This window comes from Paenibacillus aurantius, from assembly GCF_032268605.1.
Taxonomy (GTDB): Bacteria; Bacillota; Bacilli; order Paenibacillales; family NBRC-103111; genus Paenibacillus_AO; species Paenibacillus_AO aurantius.
Genome location: NZ_CP130318.1, coordinates 5,632,803 through 5,656,939 on the forward strand (window position 1 = coordinate 5,632,803; position 24,137 = coordinate 5,656,939).

The following is a 24,137-nucleotide window of genomic DNA, read 5'->3' on the forward strand; positions in this document are numbered from 1 at the left end:
TACCTCCGGCCTCCCTCCTTAGCTGTGAAGCCCGTCACACCGGGGAAGCTTTCCTAGTGCCTTATCCGTGAAAGGTTCTTCAGCATCCCCTTACTTTTCTGTGCAGCCGCACCCGATCACCTTTTTTTGTAATTTCCGCTCCAAAGTGTGATAAAAATCACACCACCCTGCTGCTTTATACGATATACTGAGGTATATCAAGTAAGGACCGGAGAGGAAGATCCGAATGGACCCGAAGCGCATAACCGAGCAAAGCGTCGCCGGCAACACGACTGCTTTTAGCGAACAGAACCTGGACCGATTGAAGGCCATCATGTACGAGCATAAAGTTCAGGCAGGCGCCAACCTGTTCTGGGAGGGCGACGACGCCGACAAGCTCTACTTCCTTAAGCGCGGGCGGATCCAGATCACCAAAGCCACGGACGAAGGCAAAGAGCTGATCCTCTATGTATACGAAAGCGGGGACCTGCTCGGGCAGATCGATCCGTTTAACGATTCGAAGCACAGCTTCAGCGGGGTGGCCGTGGAAGACAGCGTCGTGGGCGTCCTGCAGCAGAAGGACCTCGAGGTGCTGATCTGGCAGCATGGCGATTTGGCCATCGAGTTCATGAAATGGATGGGCCTCACCCACCGGCTGACCCAGACCAAATTCCGCGACCTGATGCTGTACGGCAAGCCGGGCGCCCTCTGCTCCACCCTGATCCGGCTCAGCAACACGTACGGCAAGCCGGAAGGGGAGAATATCCTCATCACCAAAAAATTAACGCATTCCGAGCTCTCCGACATGATCGGAGCCACCCGGGAAAGCGTCAACCGCATGCTGAATGACCTGAAGAAGCAGGGCGTCCTCGATAACGAGAACGGGTATATCGTGATCAAGGACTTGGCCTACCTGCAGGGCATCTGCCGCTGCGAGCACTGCCCCAAGGACATCTGCCGGATTTGATGGCAGAAGCCCCTGGGGCTTTTTTTCGCATGGCGTGCAGCTCCCGGCGTCTGTGTTAGACGTCGCATGACGGGGATCCCCCATGCTTTCCAGGGGGCGGCATTCCCCTTCCCTACTCGACCGGAACGCCGAGGTAGCGCTTGACCTCCTCGGCAATAGCCGCCCGGACCGGCCGGAAGGAGAAACCAAGCGCGGCGGCCCGCTCATTCGAAAGCTTGTAGGTGGCCCCCATCGAATAGGGCGACTTCTCCTCCCCTTCCCCGGCCAGGCAGAGCCCGGACGTTCCTCCGGTTCCTTTTTCCAGCTCCTCCACGAATTCTTCCATACTCAGCCACCCGGTATTGTTCGCGTTGACGGGTCCGGCATACTCCGCTTCGATTCCCAGGAAATACAGGAAGCCGGCGAGCTCATCCGCCGCTATATAGCTGAACGAGAAGGGCTGAAGAATCCCGATGGGCTTCCCTTGGCGGACCTTGTCCACATGGTAGGCGAATCTCCCCGTATAATCGTCTTCCCCCGAAATGACCAGCGAAACCCGGACTGCCGTTACCGGGAAGGGGGCGTTCTGGTACAGGTAAGCCTCCGCCTGGCGTTTGCCCTCCTGGTAATCGTACGACCCTCGGTCCAAATCCACCGGATAGCGGTGAGGATCAAAAGCCTCCTCCCGGATTACCTCGTTCGTATCGTCATACACGGCCATCGACGAGGTGAACACGTAGCGTCCGATGCGGGAGCCGAACGTCTCCACCGCGGTCCGGGCATCCTGCGGCGTGAACCCGATCTGGTCATAGACCACATCGTACGACCGGTCCCCGAAGGCATTCATCATGGCCTCCCCGTCCGTCCGGTCGACGGTCACCCGCCGGACCCGGTGGTCCAAGCCTTCGGCCAAGCTTCTCCCCCGTGTCGCCACGGTGACTTCATGCCCCCGGGCGGCCAGCTTGTTCACAAGCCGCTTACCGAAAAACTTCGTTCCTCCAAGCACCAGTACGTTCATTCTCCCCATCCCGCCTTTTTGTCAAAATGATCTCCATTTCCCGTCATTCCTGAGTTCAGTATACAGGAAGCACCAAAGCAATCGGGAAGAAATCTTTCGATCGCGTTTTGGTATAATAGGAGAAGAAAGCGTGTTGGATAAGGAAACCAAGAGAGGAGCCCTGTTCATGAAAACGATAAGCCAAGACCCGGTGGTTCAGACCTCCATGCTGATCCGCCGGCCGGTCGGAGAGGTGTTTGAAGCGTTCGTCAACCCGGAGGTTACGACGAAGTTCTGGTATACCCGAAGCAGCGGCCGGATGGAAGCGGGAAAGCGGATCAAGTGGTATTGGGACATGTACGGGGCGGCGGCGGATGTAGACGTGGTGGCGGTCGAGCCCGACAAGCGGATCCGCATCGAATGGGACGAGGGAGTGGGCGTGGAGTGGGACTTTACCCCGCGCTCCCCGGAAGAAACGATGGTCACCATCACCAACTCGGGGTTCCACGGTAACGGAGACGAAGTGGTGGCCCAGGCGGTCGACTCCATGCAGGGCTTCACAATGGTGCTGTGCGGACTTAAAGCCTACCTGGAGCACAACGTGATCTTGAATCTCGTCGCCGACAAGGCGCCGGATGCCCACGTGACGGGCTGAGTTCCGGAGGGAATCTCCCGGCTCGGAAAGCAAACAGCGTCCGTCCGGCAGCTGCTTCCTATGCCGGGCGGACGCTTTGTCGCGTCTTTCTTTAGGCCTGCCCCTCGGACTGGCTTTGTAAATACCGTGCGTATTCCTCTGTAAATTCCAGAGCGTTCCGGAAATCCTCGGATCGGCTGGAGAGAGCCTCGACCACCTTCTCCTTGCCGGACTCCTCCAGCGCTAGTAGATCCGGCATACGGGGCACCCGGAACCCGGTATGATCGTGATAAACGATCGTGACGAGGGTTCCAACCGCTTCGCCGCCCTCCTCTTTGATGGTACTCCACATCCAGCGCTGCTGGTCCGTCTGCTCGGGACAGCTCCCCCACTCCCGGGAGCTGTCGAAATCGCCCGGCAGTCTCGGCTCCGGCTGCAATCCTTCCTGCCTCAACTGCTTGTGGACGTCAAGGAAAAGCAGATTCAGAAAGGTCCCGTAAGCCATATCACCCGCTTCCTCATAAGCTTTCCTAAGCTTCTCCCGGTTGTTCTCCAGAATCGAACGGCCATTCGCCGCAATGTAGGCCTCCACATATTCCTTGATGCCTATTATCGGATTCGGACGGCTCTGCATGTAGGACCGGATAGACTTTTCCCCGTTCATCCTTCCCCTCCTCCTAGTCTTCCTGGTAACTGCACCTTTCTTGCTCCAAGCTCTCCGCTAATCTCCTAAGCAGGGACGATGTCTGCCGGAGAGCTTCCTCCGTCTCCTTTTCTCCGATTTCATTCGCCCAAAGTGAATGACGCTCCGTTACATAATCCAAAGCCTCCCGCCCTTTCGGCGTCAGCTCCATCAATTTGGAGCGCAGGTGATGCGGGTTGTCCCGGTAAACGATCAACCCATCGCGCTCCAGGGCGTCCGCCGTCTGCTGGACGCTCTGGCGGGTAAGGCCCATGATGCGGGCGACGTGCGCCACGGGAATGGCCCCATGCTCCACCACACCGAGCACCTGCCACCGGGCGCTGCTTAAGCCGACGGGTGACGTTAACCGGTCACCGGCAGCCAGTAGAAGCCCGTTAAGGCGAAATACCTCCAATACCAAATCCGTGAATGCTTCTCCCTTGGCGCTAAGTTTCTTCATATGACAATATATTGACATATTGTAAGTTACCTGTCAATGTTCGGATAAGACGTGTTCTTCTGCGAACCAGACCAGCTGGCGCAGCTACAACGAAAAAAGAGCAGGCGTCCCGGCGCCTGCTCTTTCCTATCTTGGCGGAAGCTTGTAGAAGACGGCGGCGTTCCCACCGAACAACTTCTCCCGATCCACCTCGCTGTAGCCATCGGGCAGCGACTCCTCGAGGGCTTCCATCACCTCGTCGTAGGAGGCGGCAAGAAGACAAACCGGCCAGTCGCTTCCGAACATAACCCGGTCGGGACCGAATAGCTCGATAGCCGAGCGGATATAGCCGGTCAGATCGGAGGGCTTCCAGCTCTCGGGATCGGCCTCGGTAACCATGCCGGAGAGCTTGCAGTAGATTCCCGGATGGGAGGCGATCCGGCGCATCTGGCTGAGCCAGGGCTCCATCTCTCCCCGGGAAATGAACGGCTTGGCGATGTGATCGATCACTCCCCGCACGTTCGGAACCCGGTCGAGCAGCTCCACGAGGGAGTCCAGCTGGCCGGCCTTCACGAGCAAATCCACCGGAACGTCCTCCTCCGCAAAAAACCGAAGCGCTTCCACAAACGACGGCTCCAAAATGACGCGGGCATCGGGCATTTCCTGGATCATGATCCGGAAGCCTATGTACCGGGGATGCTGCCGGTGACGCTCGAAATGCTCCCGCCAACGGGGATCGTTCAAGTCGAGCCATCCAACGACTCCGAGAATGGCGGGATGCTTCTCGGCCAGCGAGAGCAAGTAGTCGGTTTCTTCCAACGTGGGGGCCGCCTGCACGGCGATCGTTCCGCCGATCCCGTGCCGGTCCAGGATTGGCTTCAAATCCTCCGGGAGGTAGTCCCGGTAGAGCACCGGGATTTCGGGGGTAATCCATCCGTAATCTCCCCGGTCGATCTTCCAGAAATGCTGGTGGGCATCGATTCTCATGATCTGGCTCCTTTGCTTAAAGAATAAACTCCCTTCATTCTACCAGTAGTTTTCAGGATGTCACCAGGGGCTTAGGGACAATCCTTCCGGATTGGCCGCCGGAAAAGTGTGGATTGCCCTCGAATGGACCGTCTTAAGACCTTTACCTAAAATTAAGGCCTTTCGCTAAAAAAATCACCGATCCCTTACCGCGCGGGCAAGAACCGGTGGTATACAGATGGGCCTTTAAGAAAAGCCTTCTCTACGCCGTCCTAAAGAAGGCTATACGCGGGAGGGAGCCTCCTTTCCGCCGACCGCTGCCTTCTTCTTCTCTGTCCGGATGAACGAGAAAGCGAGAAAGGCAAGCACGGCCAGCTGGGGAACGGTCGTTTCCCACGTCGGGTAAACGCCGAGCCATTCCCAGAAGGGCAAACCCGCTGAAGGGGTCGCGGGCAGAGGGCCGGCCACCTGCAGAGCGTGCAGGCTCTGCCCGAGGAATTTGATCACGAGATAGTAGATTAAGAGCGAAGCCGTAAGGAAGAACGGCCTTACCGGAAGCCGGACGCTGGCTTTCACGACGATCCAGCCCAGTACGACCAGGGCGGCCAGAGCGCCTGCTATGCCCGTCAGCATCTGCATGGGATCAATGGACGGGGCCATCCCCACATAGAAGATGGCCGTCTCCGCTCCTTCTCTCAGGATGGAGAGACACGCAACCGCAAACAAGGACCACAAGCTGCCTCCGGCAAGCGCCGCTCCTACCTGGTTCTGGATGTAACGGTTCCAGGTCTGTACCTGGGCTTTCCCGTGCAGCCAGGCTCCGACCGTGATCATCATCACGACGGAGACCAGGCCGGTCACCCCTTCCATCGTTTCGCGGGCTCCTCCGGCAGCGGCAGAGGCTACGGCATAGGTGAGGATTCCCGCCAGTCCGGCGCTAAGCACGAGACCGGCAGCGGCTCCGCCCCATACCCACCGCTGCCGGCCGGAATGGCCGGAACGCTGCAGGAAGGCAAGCAGGGCGGCCAGCACGAGGAGCGCTTCCAGGCCTTCCCGGAGAAGGATGAGCGCGGCATCCCATGCGGTGTAGCGGACGGAGCCCCGGTACGGCTCCAGGTCCGCCCGCATGGCCTCGATCACCCGGGAGGCCGCCTCCGTCTTGGGCGGGCTCGACAGCAGGTCGCCCGAGGCCTCCGCCATCCGGTTCTCGATGGCGGTGTAAACATCGGGCGCCCGCGTCAGCACCGCTCCCTCGACGGAAGGCCAGAGCCGGATGAAGGCCTGCATCCGCTCCGCCGCTGCGGCCGGCTGGCCGCTGCCGATAGCCTGCTGGGCTTTCTCCAGCAGGAGGAGGGCATCGTCCACGGTCCGGCCGTCCGCTGCCGCTTCCGGGGCGGCTTCGGCCAGCGTTCCGGCGGAGTAGCCCTCCACCGTCTGCCTAAGCTCGCCGATCGCGGAAGCCGCGGCCTCCGCCCGGAAGGGCTCCGCCTGCAGGGAGATCCGCGCCATGGTCAGCAGCGTCTCGAGCCGGCCGTACACCGGGACGCTGTCCGCCCGGATGGCCGGCTCCGCCTTCGCCCACTGGGCGTCGAACCGGCGGAATTCCGCCCGGGCCTGCTCGGCTTGGCCGTTCCCTGCCGCTTCCTGCATCCGCTGCAGCACGGGCAGCAGTTCTTTCGCCGCTGCCGGACCGCCGCCCTTGGCGGAACCGGAAGCGGTCTCCGCTGCCTTGACGAAGGCGTCGGCTGCTTTCGTCAAGGCCGAGACGGCCTTGTAGGCTGCGCCCGGATCCGCTTCCGGCCTGGACAGAGCCGCTTTGGCCGCGGTCAGGGCGGCGTTCACTTGGTCCGCCTGCGGAGAAGCCGGAGCGTGGACGGCCTTCCATTCGGCCTCGAACCGCTCCAGCTCCCTGCCCGCTTCCGGCCATTCCTTCTGGGTGGTGTGCACGAGCGCACCGCCTGCAGCCGGCATGAGCCCGTCAGTGCCCGCCGCTGCAGCCGGGACAGCCGCGGCACTTCCCCCCGCCAGACCCAGCAGCAGGGCAAGCAGCAGAACGACCGAACGGAGGGGGTATCCTTGCCTGTTCATTCGTATGCTCTCCCTCCTCATCCTTCGAACAGCTCCTGGCCGATATACCGGCCTTCCTTCGCGCCGGGGAAGCAGGCGAACACCGCGCTTCCCACATGAGTAATATATTCGTTAAGCTTATCCTGCTTGGCGAGCCGCATCTGCAGGGGAATGAACTGCTTCTCCAGGCTCCGCTGGTAGCTCACAAAAAACAATCCCGCATCCAGCTGCCCTGTCTGCCGGTCGAGACCGCTGGAATACGAGTAGGACCGCCGAAGGATCCGTTCCGTCTCCGAATGGGCGAGCCGGGCATGGGCGGTCATCGGGATGACCGCCTTGCCGTCCGCTCCCTTCGCATCAAGCGGCAGCGGATCGAACTCGTTCTTCAGCCCGAGCGGCGCGCCACTGTCCCGGTGCCGTCCGAACGTCGCTTCCTGATCCCCGAGCGTCGAACGGTCCCACACCTCGAGGCGCAGACGGATGCGGCGCACGGCCATGTAACTGCCGTTCGCCATCCAGGCCGGACCGTCTGAGGCCTGGGTCCAGATGAGGTCGCTCATAAGCTTCTCATCCGTGACATCCGGGTTCCCCGTTCCGTCCTTGAAGCCCATCAGGTTGCGTGGGGTTTCCCCCGGCGCTCCCGCTGCGGCCGTACGCTGGAACCCTTCCTGCGTCCAGCGCAGGACAGCCTTTCCCCGGGCGATGCGGGTCAGGTTGCGTATGGCGTGGAACGCCACCTGCAGGTCATCCGCGCACACCTGCACGCCGATGTCTCCCCCGCACCATTCGCTCCGCAGATTGTCTCCGGGGAAACGCGGAAGATCGACGAGCCCCGCAGGACGCTTCGGACCGAACCCGAAGCGTTCGTCGAAGAAGGACGGGCTTATTCCGAACGTGATAGACGTGTTCGAAGGGTTCAAGCCGACCGCTTCTCCGGTATCGTCCGGAGGAAGACCCGTCTGGCTGTTCTGCGTGCCCACCGTTTCGCCGGCGCACAGTTTTGCCGAAGCTTCCGTCCAGGCTTTGAACAGCTGGCTTACTTCCTCCCCACGCGTCACCGTCAGGTCAAAGGCGGCGAAACACAGGAAATTCTGCGGGGGAGTCACGATTCCCGCCTGATGGGTCCCATAGAACGGAAGGCGGCCGCTCCGGGCCGCGTCGGCGGAAGCGGTGTCCGACCGGGAGCCGAGCTTCCCGGTGCCGGCCAGTACCCCTCCGGCCCCAACGGAGCCGAGCAGGAGGCCAAGGCCTCCCACTCCCGCCATCTTAAGGACTTCCCGGCGGGAGAAGGGGGTGCCTCCCTCCCTCTCCTTGTGCATGTCTGCCGGCTGCGGCTGTTTCTTGTTGTCTTCCATGATCTAGGCCCCCAGTTTTTTGCCCATTTGGGATAGGGGCTCGGCGAGCGCATCCACCGCCTGGCTCAGCTTTTTCGTCTGGTCCTGCGTCAGATCCGTATAAAGAACATAGCCGCTGCCCTTCTTGTAAGGCTCCATCACCTTGAACAGGTTGTTAAAGCGCCCGTCGATCGTTCGGGCCAGCTCCGCGTCCTTCTTCTCCACTTCCGTCTTCAGCACGTCAAAAATCTTCCGCGCCCCTTCCACATTGGCCGCGATGTCATAGAGGTCGGTTCGGGAGTAGCGCTCCTCTTCGCCCGTCACCTTGGTCGACGACACCTCATTAAGCAGCTCGACCGCTCCCGTCAGCAGCAGGGTGGAATCAATCTCAACCGTTTCGACCTTCGCCCTCAGAAGCTTGCTGTCGCTCAGCAGCTGGTCGGCGTAGCCTTCCTGGCCATGGGTCTTCCCGTCCATCCACAGTCCTTTCTCGATCCGGTGGAAGCCTCTCCAGTCCTTCTCCTCAACATCCCCTTCCCGGGCATCCATAGCCGGGTCCAGGTCTCCAAGCGACTCCGCGATCGGCTCAATCCGCTCATAATACATGCGCGCAGGAGCGTAAAGCTCCTTGCTCTTCTCCAGGTCCCCCGCTTTGATGGCGGCTGTAAATTCCCCGGTAGCCTTAACATAGGCATTGCACTGTTCTATGACGTAAGTCCGGTACTGATCAATAGCTTGAGTATAGTCAACAGCCGGCGCGGCAGGTGCAGCGGAAGGAACGGGCGTGGAAGCCACTGCACTAGGCTGAACGGCTTCTTTTGTGTTCCCGCAGGCGGAGGCAAGCACCGAGGCTGCCAGTATCGCAGAGGTAAGAATGAGACCGGATTTCATGAATGAATGACACTCCTTATTAAAATTTTAAGTGTAATGGCCAGGCTTTGGGCTTTCCCCCCGCTGCCTCCCGCATGAATCTTGTATGTATTCAAGAATAGAGAGTTGGGAAGCACGAGCCATCATTTTGGGGAGGATCCCAAATGATAATGAGAATTAATCTCAACTGAAAATATCACAAGTGAGAATGATTTTCAATGACTAATTTAAAAAGGGGGGGGGCAAACGCACCGCAGCAGAAGAAAAAGACCCAGAACAGCAAAAACCCCCAAGAGGGCCGGGGGGCTTCCCTTAGGGGTTATGGAATGCTGAGTCACATCGTCCGCGCCTGGCTGCGCCAGCACGCTGCAGATCCGTGAGGTCTTGCCTACCTGCCACCTTGTCATAGGCTGAACCACTGCTAGACCGGCTTGCGGGCGGCGTCGATCAGCAGGATGACGGCGGTCAGAATGTGCATGATCATGCCCACGACCGGAATGAAGGCGATGACCGAGGTGACGATGCCGACGACGCTCCCGACCCGGGAGCCTCCCTCCTTGGAGGCCATCAGGAGCGTAATGATGTGAAGCACCAGCATAATGCCGAGGGGCACCCAGGCCAGACTGAGGACGATCAGCCCCCCCACAAACGGAATGCCGAGCACCGCCTCCAGTCCCCCCGTGATCCATTTCAGCTGTTTGGAATTGCTCATGAACCGTCCCTCCTCTTGCTTTCCTTATTGTTATGTATGATTACCCCCTGAAGAACTGACCATCTATTTTTACGGAAGGCGGAAGGCGGCGTTTCATTTGGCGCGCTTTTCCCGATGGCTTATACTTTACACAGACCGGTTTTTCGGATAGGAACGAGGGAAGGAAAGATGATACATGAAGGGACAGCCTGGGGAAGCGGTCAGGAGAACCGCGGACCGAACGGGAGAAGGGCCCGGCAGAAGGAGGCGGCGGGGATGACGCCATTTACGGAGAGAGTGCTGGAGGTGATCCGGTCCATTCCGGAGGGACGCGTCATGACCTACGGGCAGATTGCCGGAGCGGCGGGAAGCCCGCGGGGGGCCCGCCAGGTCGTCCGAATCCTCCATTCCATGAGCGGCAAGCACCGCCTCCCCTGGCATCGGGTGATTTCGGCCAAGGGGGAAATCGCCCCGCGGGAGGACGGCTCGGAAGAGATGCAGGCCTTCCTGCTGGAGGCGGAAGGCGTGGAGGTGAAGAACAGCCGGTACGTGGAGCTCGAGCGGTTCCTTCATCGCCCCGAGAGGGCGGAGGAAGCGTGAACGGATGGGACAGGCTAGGGGGCAGGCCGGGCGGTCTGCCCCTCCCCTATTCTCTCTCCGCCAGGCGCGCTGCCAGCCGCTCCCAGTCCTCGTCGAACAGACGGCGAAGCACCGGACGCCGGCGGACGGCCAGCGGATGATAGGAAACGAGCGTCTCCAAACCGTCTACCGTATGCCATGACCCCCTAAGCGCCTTTACCTCCGCTTCCGGATTCCGGAAGAACTCCTGGACCGAAACGTTGCCGAGGCACAGCACATAGCGGCGGCCCGGTACGGCAAGCTGATGCTCCAGATGGAGACGGCATGCCTGCCGGGCCGCCTCCTTGTTATAGGCGCGGGCGGGCCTTCTCTTGAGCAGATACGTCACATACAGCTCGTCCGGACCGAGACCGACGCGGTGCGCGGCTTCCTGAAGCGTTTCGCGCGTCCCGCAGACGAAGGCCTCCCCTTCTTTATCCTCCCGCGCCCCCGGATTATCCAGCAGCACCAGAACCGAAGCTCCCGGATTCCCCTCTCCCCAAATCATTCTCCCGCCATGCCCCGCCAGCTCACAGCGCCGGCAGCCTGCAAATGGCGGCGGCACCGGATCCTCCGGCCACGCACACGACTGAAAAGGCTTCATGGCCCTGGCCCCTTTCCCAACAGCCGGTCTCCCGGGAAGCGTTTCTTGCTCACGGCTTCCATTCGGGAGACCTTTTGGCTATTCTTCCCCAAATCTTCTTAGAGAATAGGGGCGGGCCGAAGCTTTAAAGCTTGAGATACGTAAAGGAGCCGATCCGGGCGACAATAACCCCCTGCCGCCGGGGGCCAGTCGGGTTCTGAAGAGGAGGCACCGGCACGCCGGAACCAAGCGAGTACAGATAGCGGTAATCCGGATAGGACGCCTGATCCGTCAAGTAGGCGGAGAACGGGCTGCCCGGCACGCGGTGGCTGTTGAGCTTGGCGATGATGCCTTCCGCCGGCCGGACCCCGATTCCGTGGCCGAAATACAGGTTATCACCCATCTTGATCACATTCTCCCCCCGCCACTGAGGGGTCAGCGGCGAATAGTCCGGGTTGATGAAATACAGAATATCACCCGGATAAGACTCCTGGTGCGTATCCAGGGTGATCAGGCGCAGATCGCTGTCATAATGCCAGTCAAAGAGCAGCAGATCGGCAAAATATCGGTTAAACAGGGGATCCCCGATGTTCACGTTCACCGCCCGGTACAGGCAGATGACCATGGCGGTCGCGCATTCGAAGGCATACAGCCGGCCGTTCCGGAAAATATCCCGGACCCCCTCGGCGGGCGCCACTCCCGGCTTCAGCTGAAATCCCCCCGGCTCCGTCCGGTCCCAGAAGACCGGGTTGCAGCGGGAATCGGCAAACGTGGCAAACTGGGCCCCGCTCTCATACAAGGCGGCGGCCGCCTCGGTGATCGACACCCGGACCCGCAGCTCAAACAGCAGCTGGTCCACACTATCATAGGAGTAGACGGTCGGGCTCCGGTCCTTTTGCAGATAGATGTCTCTTTGCCTGTCCGGCAGCATGGCCGGATCAATCGGCTGGGCCATCCCTTGCACGCGGATCATGGGAACACCTGCCTTTGGCATGATGGAATATCCCATTTTATGCGGATGCCGGGCAAAGTAAAACCGCGGGTTTCCCTGGTGCCTGGACCCGCGGCTGGTCGGGCGGCCATCCGCCCTCCCGTCTCGTTATGGAAGCCCGGCCGCCGGGAACCGTCTCTCCCCGCGCTAGCGGCGGGGGCGTCTAGCCGCACGGTACTGACCGGCGGCCTTCCCGGGGCCCGCTTCCTTTTTTCCGTCTTCGAACACCGCCCGGTTTCGCCCTTGGGCCTTGGCGGCATAGAGAAGCTTGTCCGCATATTCGGCAAGCTCGTTTTTGGTCGGACAGTCTCCTGAATAGACCGCCCCGAAGCTCAGCGTTACGCGTACGGGTTGTCCCCGCACCGCAAGCTTAAGCCGGTTCACGTCCCCCTGGATCGCCTTGATCAGCTGGGCGGCCTCGTTCGGCTCCCTCGTGTAGACCAGCATGGCGAACTCCTCTCCCCCGTAGCGGAAGGCCAAGCCGTTCCGGTCCCGCAAACGCGCGGAGAGAACGCCGGATACCTGCCGGAGCACCTCGTCTCCCGTGGCGTGTCCGTAGGTGTCGTTGATCGTTTTGAAATGGTCGATGTCCGCCATGATGAGGTAGGCCGGCTGCCGTTCCCGGTAAATCCGGTCCATCGTCTCCTGGAAATACCGGTGGTTAAAGAGACCCGTCAAATAATCCTCGTTCAGCCGGTCCCGGTAATAATTGCTGTCCTTGAATTGTTTGCGCTCCCGGGAAGCGATCACCCCGCAGTAGAAAGCGATGACGAACGTGAACATAACCTGCAGGCTGTACAGATAAAGCCGGTACGGGTCCGTAAAGACCCCGGGATCCAGCCGCAGCAGCATCACGGAATACGCCCCGGTCAGGAGACCGGCCGCATACAGGGCGCCAGCCAGATTCCAATAGATGGCGGAATGCAGCAGAAGCAAATAGAAGACCATGTAGAACGGGCTGTGTCCGCCTCCCGTCATGGCCACCAGGGCGAGTACGGCCACCCCGTCCATCACAATGGAGGTCCGCGTGACCACCTTGTAGACGCCCGAGGTCACCGGATAACGAAGCAGCACATATTGGTCCACAGCGGTGTACAGCACCACAAAAAGCGCGGTCCACGTAAACCCCGCCTTGCTGTAGCCGAGAAACCCGTTTATGGACGGGGTATAGACGATGAACAGGCAGACCGCGACGATGAACCACCGCAGGTTGGCCGAGATCATTTCCATCGTTTGGGTTTCGGGAATCCAGTTTCTTTTCAAGTATGCCACTCCCTGCCGTGCCGCGAGCCCTATCGCTTAATGACCTGCTCGTGTCGTCTTTCTCTGGAGAAAGGACTTACTGTCTTCTGTATGAAAATGTAAGATTCCTTCCCATGCGACAAAATTCGTTCCAATTAACCAGTCTTTCCGGCGGAAGTAGACAGGTATTCCTAGAAAGCCGGAAGGCTCGATCCAAAACCGGGCATCCTTGCCTAGGCTGTCCGGTCCCGGGGCCGCTCGCGGCAGGCCGGCAAGAGCTTGGCTGCTTCCTTCAGGCTCCTGATGTCCACACGATAAAAACCCCGTTCTCTGCAGGAAGCAGAACGGGGGGCAGATGTCGAACGGTGCCGAAAACGTATAAAGGGGCTCCGGCGCCGGCGGCGTTGCTGCGCGGCAAAGGGGAACCCTAGAGTCGGGGCGCTGCGGCCAGGCAGCGGGAATTTAGCCTCCGGCGGTGCCGCTGAGGCAAGGGGGATTCGGCGGCCGGTGTCCCCCGCTGCCCGGCAGCGTGGGGGTATGCGGCAGCGGCACTCTACCCGTCGACCGGCGTAACGGCTTCCTCCAGCCGGCGTTTCATCTCAGCCATACGCTCTTCCTGGATCTCCTCGGACCAGCCGTAATGGGCGGCCATGTAGCGCGTCACGGGGCCAAGCGTCCGGCGCACCTCTTCGATGTCGAAATAGAGCGCCCCGGTCCGGCGGATGAAATAGTCCGCCGGCGTGACGGCCATCTCCTCCTCCATGGCATAAAGGAGCGTAAGAAAGGTGCGGGGCGGGAGCCCGAACTCCCGCGCTTCGCCGCCGCGGACGCGGTGGAGCTCGTAGAGCTCGGCGGCGTTCGAGCCGTAGCGCCGGGCGAGCCATTCGGCCGTCTCGGCCGTCAGGCCCGCGTTCGTGCCGGCGCGGACGCTCTCCCGCACGAACGCCTCGAAGCCGGCGGAGCCGCCGACCTGGCCGCCCGAGAGAGCGAGCCGCTCCGTTCCGCACTCGCGGTAAGGCCCCCGGCCCTGGTCGGCCAGCCGCGAAGTGACGAGATCGACGACCCGCTCGGCCATCCTGCGGTAGCCGGTGAGCTTGCCCCCGGCTATGGAAAGCAGGCCGGAGGGCGCCTCGAAGATCTCGTCCTTGCGCGAAAGCTCCGAGGGCGACTTGCCGTCTTCGTGGATAAGGGGCCGCAGCCCGGCCCAGCTCGACTCCACATCGTCCGGCGTCAGCTCAAGGCTCGGGAACATCCCGTTAGCCGCCTCCAGCAGGTAGTCCCGGTCGGCCGCCGTCATGCGAGGATTCGCGATATCCCCGGTGTAGTTCGTATCGGTGGTGCCGATATACGTCTTGCCTTCCCGGGGAATGGCAAACACCATCCGCTTATCCGGCGTGTCGAAGTAAACCGCCTGCCGCAGCGGGAAGCGCCCGCCGTCCACCACGAGATGAACGCCCTTCGTCAGGTGAATGCGCTTGCCCTCGCGGGAGCGGTCGAGCTCCCGGAGCTCGTCCACCCAAGGACCGGCGGCATTCACGATGATCTTCGCCCGCAGGTCCCGGGTCTTCCCGGTCAGCGTATCGGCGATCCGGACGCCGGACGCGCGTCCCCCGTCATAAAGCACTTCGACGGCGCGGGCATAATTAACCGCACGGGCCCCCCGCCGGACCGCCTCCTTCATCGTCTCAATGGTCAGGCGGGCGTCATCGGTCCGGTACTCGACGTAATAGCCGCCCCCCTTCAGAATATCCGCACGGAGCAGAGGCTCCCGCTGCAGGGCTTCCGACCGGCTGAGCATCCTCCGCCTCTCGCTGCGGCGAACCCCGGCGAGACGGTCATAGACGAGCAGGCCGACCGAGGTCGCCATCCGGCCGAAGGTGCCTCCCTGAACGAGCGGAAGCAGCATCCATTCCGGCGTCGTCACATGCGGGGCGTTCTCGTAGACGACCGCCCGCTCCCGGCCCACTTCGGCGACCAGCTTGATCTCCAGCTGCTTCAGGTAACGGAGTCCTCCGTGGACGAGCTTCGTGGAACGGGAGGAAGTGCCCGCGGCGAAGTCCTGCATCTCGACAAGCGCGGTCCGGATCCCCCGGGTCTCGGCATCAAGCGCGATGCCGGCCCCCGTAATCCCTCCTCCGATCACCAGGAGGTCGAAGTCCTGTTCCTCCATGCTGGCCAGAACCGCCTCCCGGCCGGCTCCCGCAAACGTCTGCTCTCTCATCATGGTGTCCCTCTTTCCTGCCGCAGTGTGATAGTCCCCGGCCGCCGGAGGCTGATCCTGCCGGCCCGGTTTGCCCGGCGGCTAAACGAAAGCGCGTGCTGCGGCCACCGCTTTCTTCCATCGGGTGTAGAACTCTTCTCTCGCCTCGGAAAGCATAGACGGCTCGTAGGCCGCCGCGATCCGCCACTGGCTGGCGATTTCCTCGGTGCCGCTCCAGAAGCCGACGGCAAGGCCGGCGAGATAGGCGGCGCCGAGCGCCGTCGTCTCGTTCACCGCCGGCCGGTCGACCTGAACGTTCAGCAGGTCGCTCTGGAACTGCATGAGAAAGGGATTCAGCGAAGCCCCGCCGTCCACCCGCAGAGCGCAGGTGGGCAGGCCCGAATCGATTTCCATCGCCGTCAGCACATCCTTCGTCTGGTAAGCTATCGACTCCAGCACGGCCCGGACCATATGCTCCCGGGTCGTTCCCCGCGTCAGGCCGAAGAACGACCCGCGCACGTCGCTGTCCCAGTACGGCGTTCCCAGCCCGACAAAAGCGGGCACCATGTACACGCCGGCGTTATCCGGGACGCTTGCGGCGAGCTCGCCGGTTTCGGCGGAGGACGAAATGAGCTTCAAGCCGTCCCGCAGCCACTGAACCGCCGAGCCGGCCGCGAAGATACTGCCCTCCAGGGCGTATTCCACCCGGCCGCCGATGCCCCAGGCGAGCGTGGTCAGCAGGCCGTGCGTCGAACGGACCGCCTTGGAGCCGGTGTTCATCAGCAGGAAGCAGCCGGTTCCATAGGTGTTCTTGACCATGCCCTCGGAGTAGCACGCCTGCCCGAAGAGAGCGGCCTGCTGGTCACCTGCCGCTCCGGCGATCGGTATGGGAGCGCCTCCGACCCACTCGGCAAGCGCGTGCCCGTACACCTCGGAGGAGGAGCGAACCTCCGGCAGCATGGCCGCCGGAATGCCCGTCATCTCGAGGAGCTCCTGATCCCAGGCAAGCTCGTAAATATTATAGAGAAGCGTCCGGGACGCGTTGGAATAATCCGTCACATGCGCCTGGCCGCCGGTCAGCTTCCAGATCAGCCAGGTATCGATCGTGCCGAAGAGAAGCTCCCCCTTCTCCGCTCTCTCCCGCGCTCCTTCCACGTGGTCGAGAATCCACCTGATCTTCGAGGCGGAGAAGTAGGAATCGATGAGCAGCCCCGTTTTATCACGGATGGCTGCTTCGTAGCCCGCCTTCTGCCACTCCTCGCATAAATCCGCCGTCTGGCGCGACTGCCATACGATCGCCCGGTAGACAGGCTCGCCGGTCGCCCGGTCCCAGACGACCGCCGTCTCCCGCTGGTTCGTGACCCCGATGGCCGCAACCTCCTCCGGGCGGGTTACCCCGCTGTCCATCAGCTCCGCCACCACCGTGCGTACGGAGTCCCATATTTCCAGCGCATCGTGCTCCACCCAGCCGGGCTCGGGAAAAAACTGCGTGAACTCCCGCTGGGCGGATCGGACCGCCTCTCCTTCATGATTAAACAAAATGGCCCGGGAGCTGGTCGTTCCCTGGTCAATGGAAAGAATAAAGCGCTTACTCAACCGATATCCCCTCTTTCACGGATCGGGCCGGATGCCCTTTTCCTATTCTCCTAATCCCATCCCCTCTACCTTACCTCATCGGCGGCCCCGTTTCCATAACAGAACTTGGCTGCCGGCTGACGTTTCGTTAAGGTGCAGCGGCTGAAGAGACAGGAGCACTTGAACGAAAAAGGAATTTCCATTACCCTGAAGGCATCAAAGCCCGAGGAGGACGACCCTATGCCGTTATGGCCGCGCCGCACCCCTGCAGGAGACAAAGAAAGCCGGAAGCCGAACCGCCCGAAGGACGCGGAGCCCGGGACCGGGGAAGAGCGCCCCATGATTCCGCTGCCTGCGGAAACACTCGAGGATACCGACGTTGCCCTGCATGCCGAGAGGCAGCTCATCCAGTGGGTGGACGAAGCGGTCGACGACTTCGCCCGCCGGGGCGGCTTCGACAACCTCCCCGGCAAAGGCAAGCCGCTGAAGGTGCCGGAGGGCGATGTGCTGCAGACGATTATGCAGAATGCCAAAATCCCTCCCCCCTGGGTCATGCTGCGCCGGGAGATCGGCGTGGCGATGGAGTACGCCGTCGAGCTGATGGACTCCGGGGCCGGAGAACAGGCCGTGGACGACCAGCTGCTCCTTATTAACCGGCAGATTCTCGAGTTGAATCTGATGGCCCCGAGCCTCTCCCTTCACCGGAGGAAGGTCTCCCGGGACACCATCCGCGAGCAGGCTGCCAAATGGAACGAGGGAGGATGAGCGAGTTGCCGTCAGAAAGCTTTTTTCCTATAGAAGAGCCCGGCTTGGAGGAGCTTTACCTCACCTATAAGCCTCTCCTGCTGTCGCTCGGGTACAAGCTTCTCGGTTCGAGGACCGAGGCGGAGGACGCCGTGCACGATGTCTTCCTGAGCCTGCGCCAGTCGGCTCACGAGCCCCTCCGCCATCCGAAGGCGTATCTGGTCAAGCTCTTGACCAACCGCTGCCTTAATCTGCTGAAGGCGGGACGGCGGCGGAGAGAAACCTACCCCGGCTCTTGGCTGCCGGAGCCCGATTTCTCCGTAGCGGATCACCCCGGAGCCGAAGGGCGGGATCCCGGGGAACCGGGGGAGCAGCTCATCCTCCGGGAGACGGTCAGCTATGCCCTGCTCGTTCTCCTTCAGGAGCTGACCCCGCAGGAAAGGGCCGTCTTCGTGCTTCGCGAGTCCCTCGGCTACGACTACAAGGAGCTGGCGGCGCTTCTGAACAAGACGGAGCCGTCCTGCCGGAAGCTGTTCAGCCGGGCGAAGGCGAAGCTCGGGAAGAGCGGCCCTCCCGTGGAGAAGCCACCGGCGGACGCGGAGGCTTTCATCCGGACTTTCCTCGAGGCGGCGGCAAGCGGGCGCTTCGAGCCCTTCGTCCGGCTGCTAGCGGAGGAGGCGGTTATGGTCAGCGACGGCGGCGGCAAGGTGCGTTCCGCGCTTGTGCCCATTGAGGGCCGGGCCCGCATCGGGGCTTTCTTCACCGGCATCCGCAAGAAGGGCTCTCTTCACGGAAGCGTCCGGCCGGTGCCGGGGAATGGTCCCGCCTCCTTCGTTCTGGATCGTCCCGGACGGCCCCCCTTCGTCTTCAGCTTCGCCTGGACGGCCGACGGAAGCCGCATCTCCGCGATCTATCTGCTCAGCAATCCCGACAAGCTGACCCTCCTGCCTCCTTTGGGGGAGTCTGGGGCGCTGCCTCCGGGTCCCCTTTTGCCGGAATAATCGAAGCAGACACAACCCGTGTCACAAATCAGACCTCCCGGTTGTCATAGAGAAGGCAATCCATTATTCCACCAAGGAGGACGCCTTCTATGCAAGTTCGGCTTCATCACCAAACCGTCAATCCGCAAGCCTACCAGACGATGCGCAAGCTCGAGGAGTTTGTCAAAAGCACCGGTCTCGATCCTATCCTGTATGAGCTGATCAAGATCCGGGCCTCTCAATTGAACGGCTGCTCCTTCTGCCTGGATATGCACACCAAGGATATCCGCCGGATGGGCGAATCGGAGCAGCGGGTTAACCTTATTTCCGTCTGGCGGGAGGTGCCGCTGTTCACGGATAAGGAAAAAGCGGTGCTCGAGCTGACCGAAGCCGTGACCCGAATCGGCGATGGAGGGGTATCGGATGCGCTGTACGCCAAAGTCCGGGAGCACTTCTCCGAGACCGCATTCATCGCCCTGATCATGGCGATCAACACGATCAACTGCTGGAACCGGATCGCCATTTCGTTCGGCATGTTCCCGGGCTGCTATGACGCGGGTGCCAAGCGTTCCGAATCGGCCGAGTAAACGGAGGGCCCTGGAGCCTCCTCCCGTTAACGTTCTGATGGAACGCCGCTCCTGCCCGCGAATACAAAAGAGCTCCGGCCTGCCTCGGCCGGAGCTCTTTTGCCTGCGTCCCAGCCGCGCTTGACGGCCTGATGGGCTTTAGTGGTTGTCCTTCAGCTTGCCAATGCCCTCCTGGACTTCGCCCTTCAGCTTGTCCTTCTTGCCTTCGGCCTGCATCGATTTATCGTTCGTCGCGTTTCCGACCTGATCCTTGATTTCGCCCTTCGCTTTGGAAACGCCGCCTTTGATTTTATCTCCTAATCCACTCATGCTTTCCATCTCCTTTGTGTTAGGGTTATAAAGAATTACCCTTTTGGGGGGAAAGTTAAACGTTACCGGGAAACCGCGGCCGGAATGGACGTCCCATCGGAGGAACGGCCGAACCGGCAAAGCCCCGCCTGCGGTATCCCTCCAATATGACAACCGTTGTCTTATATCCGTGATACAATTCTCTTAACGGGTGAAGAGAACCCCGGAATGGGAACCCAAGAGAACGAATGAACGAAGGAAGGAATGGACAATGAGAGCCGACCGTCTTCTGAATATCCTGCTGCTGCTGCAGAACCACGGCCGCCTGACCTCCCGCGAGCTGGCGGCCCGCCTGGAGGTGTCTGAGCGCACCGTGTTCCGGGACATGGAGGCGCTCAGCGCCGCGGGAGTTCCCGTCTATGCCGAGCGGGGAACGAATGGCGGCTGGATGCTGGCCGAGGGCTACCGCACCCAGCTCACCGGCATGAAGAAAGAGGAGCTCCTCTCCCTTCTCGTCGCCAGTCCCGCCGGTCTGCTGGCCGACCTGGACTGGAGGCATCCGTTTGAGTCGGGCTTCCAGAAGCTGCTCGCCGCCGCTCCGGAGGCCATCCGCCGGGACGTGGATGACGTGCTGGAACGGATCCATCTGGACGGGGCGGGCTGGCGGCAGGCGAAAGAGTCCCTTGGCTCCCTGGCGGCCGTTCAGGAGGCCGTCTGGGGAGACCGGCTCCTACGTCTGCGCTATGACCGGGACGGCCAGGAGAAGGAGCGCATCGTGCGTCCCCTCGGGCTCGTGGCCAAGCGGAGCATCTGGTATTTGGTGGCCGGGACCGAGGAAGGGATGCGCACCTTCCGCATTTCCCGCCTGCTGGACGCCGTAGTGCTCGAAGAGACGTTCCGGCGTCCGGAGGATTTCAGCCTGGCGGATTATTGGGAGAGCTCCGTTCAGGCGTTTCAATCAAGCCTCCCCAGCTGCCCGGCCCGGATCCGGCTCAAGCCGGAATGCCTGCCGCTCTTGAAGCAGGAGAGATACGTCCGGATTCTCCGAACAGAAGAAGCGGAGCCGGGCTGGGTAACCGTCCATGCGGACCTCCAGACGCTTGACTGGGGGGCCCGGGTCGTCCTCGGCTTCGGCCCATCGGCTGAAGCGCTGGAGCCGGAGGAGCTGCGGGAGCGGGTTCGCTGCGCCGCGGAAGCCGCGGCGGCCTTGTACCGGTAACGGCCATGGTCCAAATCAGGCGGATAACTAGTTCCTTGTGCCTACTTATTATTCAAGAAAAATAGGTCTAAAGTATTACTTTCCATCTGTCGATAAGGTAAATAGGTGAATTCTCCTATTTATTTGACAAGGTGGAGCATACAGATGATTCTAGAGAGATATGAGGAGCTTAAAGCCATGCGGAAGTTGAGAGGCCTGACCCAGCAGCAGCTGGCCGAGCGGGTCCATATCAACGCCCTGTCGGTCTACCGCGCCGAGAATGGTAAGAACATCAGCCCCCGGACGTACTGCCTGCTGATGGCCTGGATGGACGATCCGGACCAGCCTGCCGCTACCTGAAGCTAAACAGCACAGGCCTGCCGCCTGTCGTTTGCAACAAAGAGGGCCGGCTCAAGAGGAGTCCTTCGAAGCCCGCCTTCCCCAAAATGAGCAAAGACGCTTCCTTCCCCCGGTATACGGGGAGAAGAAAGCGTCTTTTTTGGCTTATGCCGGGAAGCCCCTTGGGCACCATCCGGCATGGCACCAGCTGCGAGCCCGGGCCGGGCCAAGCCGGTTACCGGTCTTCTTCCACTCCATTCGGCTCTTCCTCGGCATTCCCGGCGGAGGAACGGCCCTTCGGAGCCTTCGTGACGACCAGCTCCTCGGATGCCCGGCTTCCGGCATAACCAGCGGTCAGCTGTGTTTTACCTTTGCCAAGGGCGGTCACGAGGCCTCCGGGAGCCACGGCTGCCACCTCCGGACGGCTGCTCGTCCAGACGGCTTGCACCGTCACCTCCTGGACCGCGTTGTCCGAATACAGCGCCCACACCTTCAGCTGGGTGGTCTCCCCCGTCTGAAGGGGATGCAGCTTGTCGACCCGCAGCCCGACCAGAGAAGCCGTGACGGCCAGACGGTAAGAGACTGTCTTCCCACCGTAGCTCGCCGTGATCTCCGTCTCTCCCTTGGCGAGAGCCGTGACCCGTCCCGCTTCGTCCACCGCCGCAACGGACGCCTGGCTGCTCGTGAACGTGACGCCTCCGGCCAGCGGAACCGACGATCCGTCCGAGTAGACGGCGGACACGACCGCCTGAGCGGTATCCCCCTGCCTCATAGGCGCCAGACCCGTTAAGGTGAGGCCGGTCAGCGCCGGCGAAACCGTCAGCGAATACGCCGCAGATCTTCCTTCAAATTCGGCCGTGATGACCGTCTGCCCGTGGCTCAAAGCGCGGACCGTCCCGGTTGCCTCCACCTCCGCGACCTGCGGGCTGCTGCTCGTGAAGGCCACGCCGGACGTCAGCGCGTGGCGGGAGCCGTCGGCATAGACCGCCGTTACCGTCGCCTGGGCGGTCTCTCCGGCCGTCATCGGCGCGAGGCCGCTGATCTCGAGCGAAACGGCGCGGCTCGACACGGACAGCGGGTAAGCCGCCGAAAGATCGCCGTAGCGGACCGTGATCAGCGTTTCGCCATAGCCGATGGCCGTTACGAGACCGGTCTGGCTCACCGCCGCCACGGAAGGACGGCTGCTCGTGAAGGTGACCCCGGCGGTCCAATCCACCCGGGAGCCGTCGTTATAGACGGCCTTCACCTGAGCCTGCCGGGTTTCGCCGGGATTCATCGGGCCGAGCCCGCCAAGCTCGAGAGCCCGCACCTCGTAAGGCTGGCCGGCGGCCGTTACGAGCTGCATTTGGCTGTAGTAGCCGTTCAGAATCTGATCGAACTTCCAGCCCTTCGCTCCCAGAGCGGACGCCCCGTACTGACTCATTCCGACGCCATGGCCGTTGCCTCCCCCGTAGAAGGTTACGCCGGTAACCGCTCCTGCGGCATCCTTCGCCAGATCGAAAGTAAAGAAGGCGGAATACAGAATCGAAGGATTTTTGAGCGTTCCGGCCGGATCGTAATCCAGGGAGCCCCCCTTCGCCCGGTAAGCAAGGATGTCCGGACCGAGGGTGTACGTTTTGGAAGGACGGATCGTGAACCGGATGTTAAATTCCTTAATGATCTTATAAGTGCCTGTCGTCCCTTCCACCACGAGCTCCGTCACGTTGCCTCCCGCCCCGCGCTTCGCCACGTACAGATTCCGGAGCGTTCCGATGCCTTCGGCCGGAATGGCTTTCGACGCGAAGCTTCCGTCCGGCAGCTTGGTGAGAATGAAGGCCGGATCGGCCGCATAGCGGTCGGCCAGGTTCTTGTTGATGGTGGTCTCCAGCTCCTGCCGGGTCAGGCCCACCTTCCAGCGGAAATAAAGCGAATCCGAATCATACCCGGTGTAGGACAGAGTTTTGTAGAAGGCGTTGACCGCGTTCTCATCTGCCATGTCCAGCGCCAGCATCCGGGCGGGGTCTGACGGGTCATAGGTATAGCTCTTGGCCGTCAGGTACGGAATCGGGGTCCCCGGAAAGAGATTGCTTCCGGTATCCGACCAAACCTCATGCTTGGAGGCCCCGAACCCGCCGGAGGTCGAATAGAAGCGCGCATCCACCAGGCTGCCTCCGCTCTTCATGATCAGGCCGGCCGTTTCGTTGACCGCCTGGGTGGTCAGGTCGTTCTCCGCGCTGTTGTTGAACACCTGGCTGAGCGTGCTGTCGTCGATATGGAAGCCCCGGTCGGCGAACCGGGAGCTGTAGTAATCCGTCAGCGCATAGGTCCGCGCCGCGACCGCCTGGGCCTTCAGCGCTTCCCGGCCGAAGCTGGCCGGCATCTCGCTCGGCACCACCTGGTACAGATACTGCTCCAGCGTCACATCGTTGACAACCCGGAGCTTGTCCTTCGCCGCCGTAAGCGAGAGCTCCAGCGTACCGCGGTAAAGCGGGTTCCCCTGAGCGCGCTTGAAGGTCATGATCTGCAGCAGGGAAGCATTCGGGTCCTTTTGCTCGGCGTAGAGCCGGTTGGCGGTGCGGTACAGCTCGGTCCCGTCTACGGTGACCACGGTAACGCCATCCACGATCGTGAAGGCGGCGAGCTTGCCGGGCGCGATGTCGAAGCTGCGGCCGGCCCTCTTGTCGAGAAGCCGGTAGCCGTCCTTCGATTGGAGATCGAGCCGCGTATGATCGAACGTGGAATTGTCCGCGATGTTGGCAATATCCCGGCGGATGCCCACCCGCATGCGGTCGGCCGGCGTCTCGCCCTCGATGACGAGCTTCGCGGCCCGTCCCTGTTCATCGCGGGTCACCGTCACGTTGGCGGCCCCCACCATGACATCGGCAAGCGAGCGGGTCAGGGTCTGCCCGTTCAGCGTCTGTTGGACGAGATAGCCCGGGGCAAGCGCCAGCGTTCCCGTCAGCTCCAGCTCGATCGTGCCGGCGGCGGGGTTCTTGGCCATGATTTTCTCGTGCAGGGGATCCGTCACTAGAGAAGCGGCCGGCTGGATAACGGACAGGCCTCCGGCGCTCTCGGCGTAGGCCGGGGGAACGCTCCCCAAGCCGGCCGGGAGCAGACCGCCGCCCATCAAAGCTCCGGTCAACAGAACCGGAAGGATGCGGCGGGACAAATGCTTTGGAAACAACTTCATGGCTTCACTCCTTTGGAA

Annotated in this window: 23 protein-coding genes; 8 read left to right on the plus strand and 15 right to left on the minus strand. The window is 61.7% G+C overall.

The annotated features are described in order from the left end of the window. Window positions 1-226: 226 nt before the first annotated feature. Window positions 227-946, plus strand: a complete 720-nt coding sequence (locus MJA45_RS25405; protein WP_315604689.1) for a Crp/Fnr family transcriptional regulator — start codon at window positions 227-229, stop codon at window positions 944-946. A 112-nt stretch (window positions 947-1,058) separates the two neighbouring features. Here MJA45_RS25405 and MJA45_RS25410 read toward each other — a convergent pair whose 3' ends face one another. Further along, on the minus strand, window positions 1,059-1,952 hold the full coding sequence (locus tag MJA45_RS25410) for an NAD-dependent epimerase/dehydratase family protein (RefSeq protein ID WP_315604690.1): 894 nt from the start codon (window positions 1,950-1,952) through the stop codon (window positions 1,059-1,061). 157 nt (window positions 1,953-2,109) lie between these two features. On the opposite strand from MJA45_RS25410, the gene MJA45_RS25415 reads away from it, so the two are divergent. Continuing rightward, window positions 2,110-2,577, plus strand: a complete 468-nt coding sequence (locus MJA45_RS25415) for an SRPBCC family protein (protein ID WP_315604691.1) — start codon at window positions 2,110-2,112, stop codon at window positions 2,575-2,577. Window positions 2,578-2,668: 91 nt separating this feature from the next. On the opposite strand, the gene MJA45_RS25420 is transcribed toward MJA45_RS25415, so the two are convergent. The 7 genes from MJA45_RS25420 to MJA45_RS25450 all read right to left on the minus strand — a co-directional run bounded on the left by MJA45_RS25420 (window position 2,669) and on the right by MJA45_RS25450 (window position 9,626). Beyond that, window positions 2,669-3,220 carry a DUF6022 family protein gene (locus MJA45_RS25420; RefSeq protein WP_315604692.1) on the minus strand — a complete coding sequence of 184 codons (552 nt, stop codon included), beginning with the start codon at window positions 3,218-3,220 and terminating at the stop codon, window positions 2,669-2,671. A 13-nt stretch (window positions 3,221-3,233) separates the two neighbouring features. Continuing rightward, on the minus strand, window positions 3,234-3,698 hold the full coding sequence (locus tag MJA45_RS25425) for a MarR family winged helix-turn-helix transcriptional regulator (protein ID WP_315604693.1): 465 nt from the start codon (window positions 3,696-3,698) through the stop codon (window positions 3,234-3,236). Between the two features lie 126 nt (window positions 3,699-3,824). Then, entirely contained in the window at window positions 3,825-4,664 is an 840-nt protein-coding gene (locus MJA45_RS25430; protein WP_315604694.1) for an amidohydrolase family protein, read from the minus strand. Between the two features lie 261 nt (window positions 4,665-4,925). After that, window positions 4,926-6,731, minus strand: coding sequence for an FTR1 family iron permease (locus MJA45_RS25435; RefSeq protein WP_315604695.1), 1,806 nt, complete (start codon window positions 6,729-6,731; stop codon window positions 4,926-4,928). 17 nt (window positions 6,732-6,748) lie between these two features. Then, the gene (gene efeB, locus MJA45_RS25440) at window positions 6,749-8,065 is read right to left on the minus strand and encodes an iron uptake transporter deferrochelatase/peroxidase subunit (RefSeq protein WP_407083081.1); all 1,317 of its coding nucleotides are present in this window, start codon (window positions 8,063-8,065) and stop codon (window positions 6,749-6,751) included. 3 nt (window positions 8,066-8,068) lie between these two features. Further along, complete coding sequence (efeO, locus tag MJA45_RS25445; protein WP_315604696.1) at window positions 8,069-8,935, minus strand: iron uptake system protein EfeO; 867 nt, start codon at window positions 8,933-8,935, stop codon at window positions 8,069-8,071. Window positions 8,936-9,335: 400 nt separating this feature from the next. Beyond that, entirely contained in the window at window positions 9,336-9,626 is a 291-nt protein-coding gene (locus MJA45_RS25450; protein ID WP_315604697.1) for a hypothetical protein, read from the minus strand. Window positions 9,627-9,881: 255 nt separating this feature from the next. On the opposite strand from MJA45_RS25450, the gene MJA45_RS25455 reads away from it, so the two are divergent. Continuing rightward, a complete protein-coding gene (locus tag MJA45_RS25455; protein WP_315604698.1) occupies window positions 9,882-10,205 on the plus strand; it encodes an MGMT family protein in 324 nt (107 codons plus the stop codon). Window positions 10,206-10,251: 46 nt separating this feature from the next. Here MJA45_RS25455 and MJA45_RS25460 read toward each other — a convergent pair whose 3' ends face one another. From MJA45_RS25460 to glpK, 5 genes are all read right to left on the minus strand, one after another. Continuing rightward, window positions 10,252-10,827 (minus strand): uracil-DNA glycosylase, encoded by a 576-nt coding sequence (locus MJA45_RS25460; protein WP_315604699.1) that lies wholly within the window; start codon window positions 10,825-10,827, stop codon window positions 10,252-10,254. Between the two features lie 124 nt (window positions 10,828-10,951). Then, entirely contained in the window at window positions 10,952-11,779 is an 828-nt protein-coding gene (locus tag MJA45_RS25465; RefSeq protein ID WP_315604700.1) for a protein-glutamine gamma-glutamyltransferase, read from the minus strand. 165 nt (window positions 11,780-11,944) lie between these two features. Beyond that, window positions 11,945-13,060: a GGDEF domain-containing protein gene (locus MJA45_RS25470; RefSeq protein ID WP_315604701.1), complete on the minus strand. Its 1,116-nt coding sequence runs from the start codon at window positions 13,058-13,060 to the stop codon at window positions 11,945-11,947. A 532-nt stretch (window positions 13,061-13,592) separates the two neighbouring features. Then, window positions 13,593-15,263: a glycerol-3-phosphate dehydrogenase/oxidase gene (locus tag MJA45_RS25475; RefSeq protein ID WP_315604702.1), complete on the minus strand. Its 1,671-nt coding sequence runs from the start codon at window positions 15,261-15,263 to the stop codon at window positions 13,593-13,595. A 78-nt stretch (window positions 15,264-15,341) separates the two neighbouring features. Continuing rightward, window positions 15,342-16,835 carry a glycerol kinase GlpK gene (gene glpK / locus MJA45_RS25480; RefSeq protein WP_315604703.1) on the minus strand — a complete coding sequence of 498 codons (1,494 nt, stop codon included), beginning with the start codon at window positions 16,833-16,835 and terminating at the stop codon, window positions 15,342-15,344. A 219-nt stretch (window positions 16,836-17,054) separates the two neighbouring features. Between glpK and MJA45_RS25485 the strand changes: the two genes are divergently transcribed. The 3 genes from MJA45_RS25485 to MJA45_RS25495 all read left to right on the plus strand — a co-directional run bounded on the left by MJA45_RS25485 (window position 17,055) and on the right by MJA45_RS25495 (window position 19,125). Then, window positions 17,055-17,579, plus strand: a complete 525-nt coding sequence (locus MJA45_RS25485) for a DnaJ family domain-containing protein (protein ID WP_315604704.1) — start codon at window positions 17,055-17,057, stop codon at window positions 17,577-17,579. 5 nt (window positions 17,580-17,584) lie between these two features. Continuing rightward, window positions 17,585-18,559, plus strand: coding sequence for a sigma-70 family RNA polymerase sigma factor (locus MJA45_RS25490; protein ID WP_407083082.1), 975 nt, complete (start codon window positions 17,585-17,587; stop codon window positions 18,557-18,559). An 89-nt stretch (window positions 18,560-18,648) separates the two neighbouring features. Next, window positions 18,649-19,125, plus strand: a complete 477-nt coding sequence (locus MJA45_RS25495; protein WP_315604706.1) for a carboxymuconolactone decarboxylase family protein — start codon at window positions 18,649-18,651, stop codon at window positions 19,123-19,125. A gap of 138 nt (window positions 19,126-19,263) precedes the next feature. Here MJA45_RS25495 and MJA45_RS25500 read toward each other — a convergent pair whose 3' ends face one another. Then, window positions 19,264-19,443, minus strand: coding sequence for a CsbD family protein (locus MJA45_RS25500; protein ID WP_315604707.1), 180 nt, complete (start codon window positions 19,441-19,443; stop codon window positions 19,264-19,266). Between the two features lie 241 nt (window positions 19,444-19,684). Between MJA45_RS25500 and MJA45_RS25505 the strand changes: the two genes are divergently transcribed. After that, window positions 19,685-20,632 (plus strand): helix-turn-helix transcriptional regulator, encoded by a 948-nt coding sequence (locus MJA45_RS25505; RefSeq protein ID WP_315604708.1) that lies wholly within the window; start codon window positions 19,685-19,687, stop codon window positions 20,630-20,632. 177 nt (window positions 20,633-20,809) lie between these two features. Further along, window positions 20,810-20,971, plus strand: a complete 162-nt coding sequence (locus tag MJA45_RS25510; protein ID WP_315604709.1) for a helix-turn-helix domain-containing protein — start codon at window positions 20,810-20,812, stop codon at window positions 20,969-20,971. A 214-nt stretch (window positions 20,972-21,185) separates the two neighbouring features. Here the strand turns inward: MJA45_RS25510 and MJA45_RS25515 are convergent, their stop codons facing one another. Further along, entirely contained in the window at window positions 21,186-24,119 is a 2,934-nt protein-coding gene (locus tag MJA45_RS25515; RefSeq protein ID WP_315604710.1) for a SpoIID/LytB domain-containing protein, read from the minus strand. Window positions 24,120-24,137 lie beyond the last annotated feature (18 nt).

Coding starts and splice junctions, on each gene's coding strand:
- MJA45_RS25415 (WP_315604691.1), top strand. CDS start 2,110: ATGAAAACGATAAGCCAAGACCCGGTGGTTCAGACCTCCATGCTGATC.
- MJA45_RS25515 (WP_315604710.1), bottom strand. CDS start 24,119: ATGAAGTTGTTTCCAAAGCATTTGTCCCGCCGCATCCTTCCGGTTCTG.
- MJA45_RS25420 (WP_315604692.1), bottom strand. CDS start 3,220: ATGAACGGGGAAAAGTCTATCCGGTCCTACATGCAGAGCCGTCCGAAT.
- MJA45_RS25495 (WP_315604706.1), top strand. CDS start 18,649: ATGCAAGTTCGGCTTCATCACCAAACCGTCAATCCGCAAGCCTACCAG.
- MJA45_RS25465 (WP_315604700.1), bottom strand. CDS start 11,779: ATGATCCGCGTGCAAGGGATGGCCCAGCCGATTGATCCGGCCATGCTG.
- MJA45_RS25435 (WP_315604695.1), bottom strand. CDS start 6,731: ATGAACAGGCAAGGATACCCCCTCCGTTCGGTCGTTCTGCTGCTTGCC.
- MJA45_RS25425 (WP_315604693.1), bottom strand. CDS start 3,698: ATGAAGAAACTTAGCGCCAAGGGAGAAGCATTCACGGATTTGGTATTG.
- MJA45_RS25410 (WP_315604690.1), bottom strand. CDS start 1,952: ATGGGGAGAATGAACGTACTGGTGCTTGGAGGAACGAAGTTTTTCGGT.
- MJA45_RS25500 (WP_315604707.1), bottom strand. CDS start 19,443: ATGGAAAGCATGAGTGGATTAGGAGATAAAATCAAAGGCGGCGTTTCC.
- MJA45_RS25510 (WP_315604709.1), top strand. CDS start 20,810: ATGCGGAAGTTGAGAGGCCTGACCCAGCAGCAGCTGGCCGAGCGGGTC.
- MJA45_RS25430 (WP_315604694.1), bottom strand. CDS start 4,664: ATGAGAATCGATGCCCACCAGCATTTCTGGAAGATCGACCGGGGAGAT.
- MJA45_RS25460 (WP_315604699.1), bottom strand. CDS start 10,827: ATGAAGCCTTTTCAGTCGTGTGCGTGGCCGGAGGATCCGGTGCCGCCG.
- efeO (WP_315604696.1), bottom strand. CDS start 8,935: ATGAAATCCGGTCTCATTCTTACCTCTGCGATACTGGCAGCCTCGGTG.
- MJA45_RS25450 (WP_315604697.1), bottom strand. CDS start 9,626: ATGAGCAATTCCAAACAGCTGAAATGGATCACGGGGGGACTGGAGGCG.
- MJA45_RS25475 (WP_315604702.1), bottom strand. CDS start 15,263: ATGATGAGAGAGCAGACGTTTGCGGGAGCCGGCCGGGAGGCGGTTCTG.
- MJA45_RS25405 (WP_315604689.1), top strand. CDS start 227: ATGGACCCGAAGCGCATAACCGAGCAAAGCGTCGCCGGCAACACGACT.
- MJA45_RS25505 (WP_315604708.1), top strand. CDS start 19,685: ATGAGAGCCGACCGTCTTCTGAATATCCTGCTGCTGCTGCAGAACCAC.
- MJA45_RS25455 (WP_315604698.1), top strand. CDS start 9,882: ATGACGCCATTTACGGAGAGAGTGCTGGAGGTGATCCGGTCCATTCCG.
- efeB (WP_407083081.1), bottom strand. CDS start 8,065: ATGGAAGACAACAAGAAACAGCCGCAGCCGGCAGACATGCACAAGGAG.
- MJA45_RS25485 (WP_315604704.1), top strand. CDS start 17,055: ATGCCGTTATGGCCGCGCCGCACCCCTGCAGGAGACAAAGAAAGCCGG.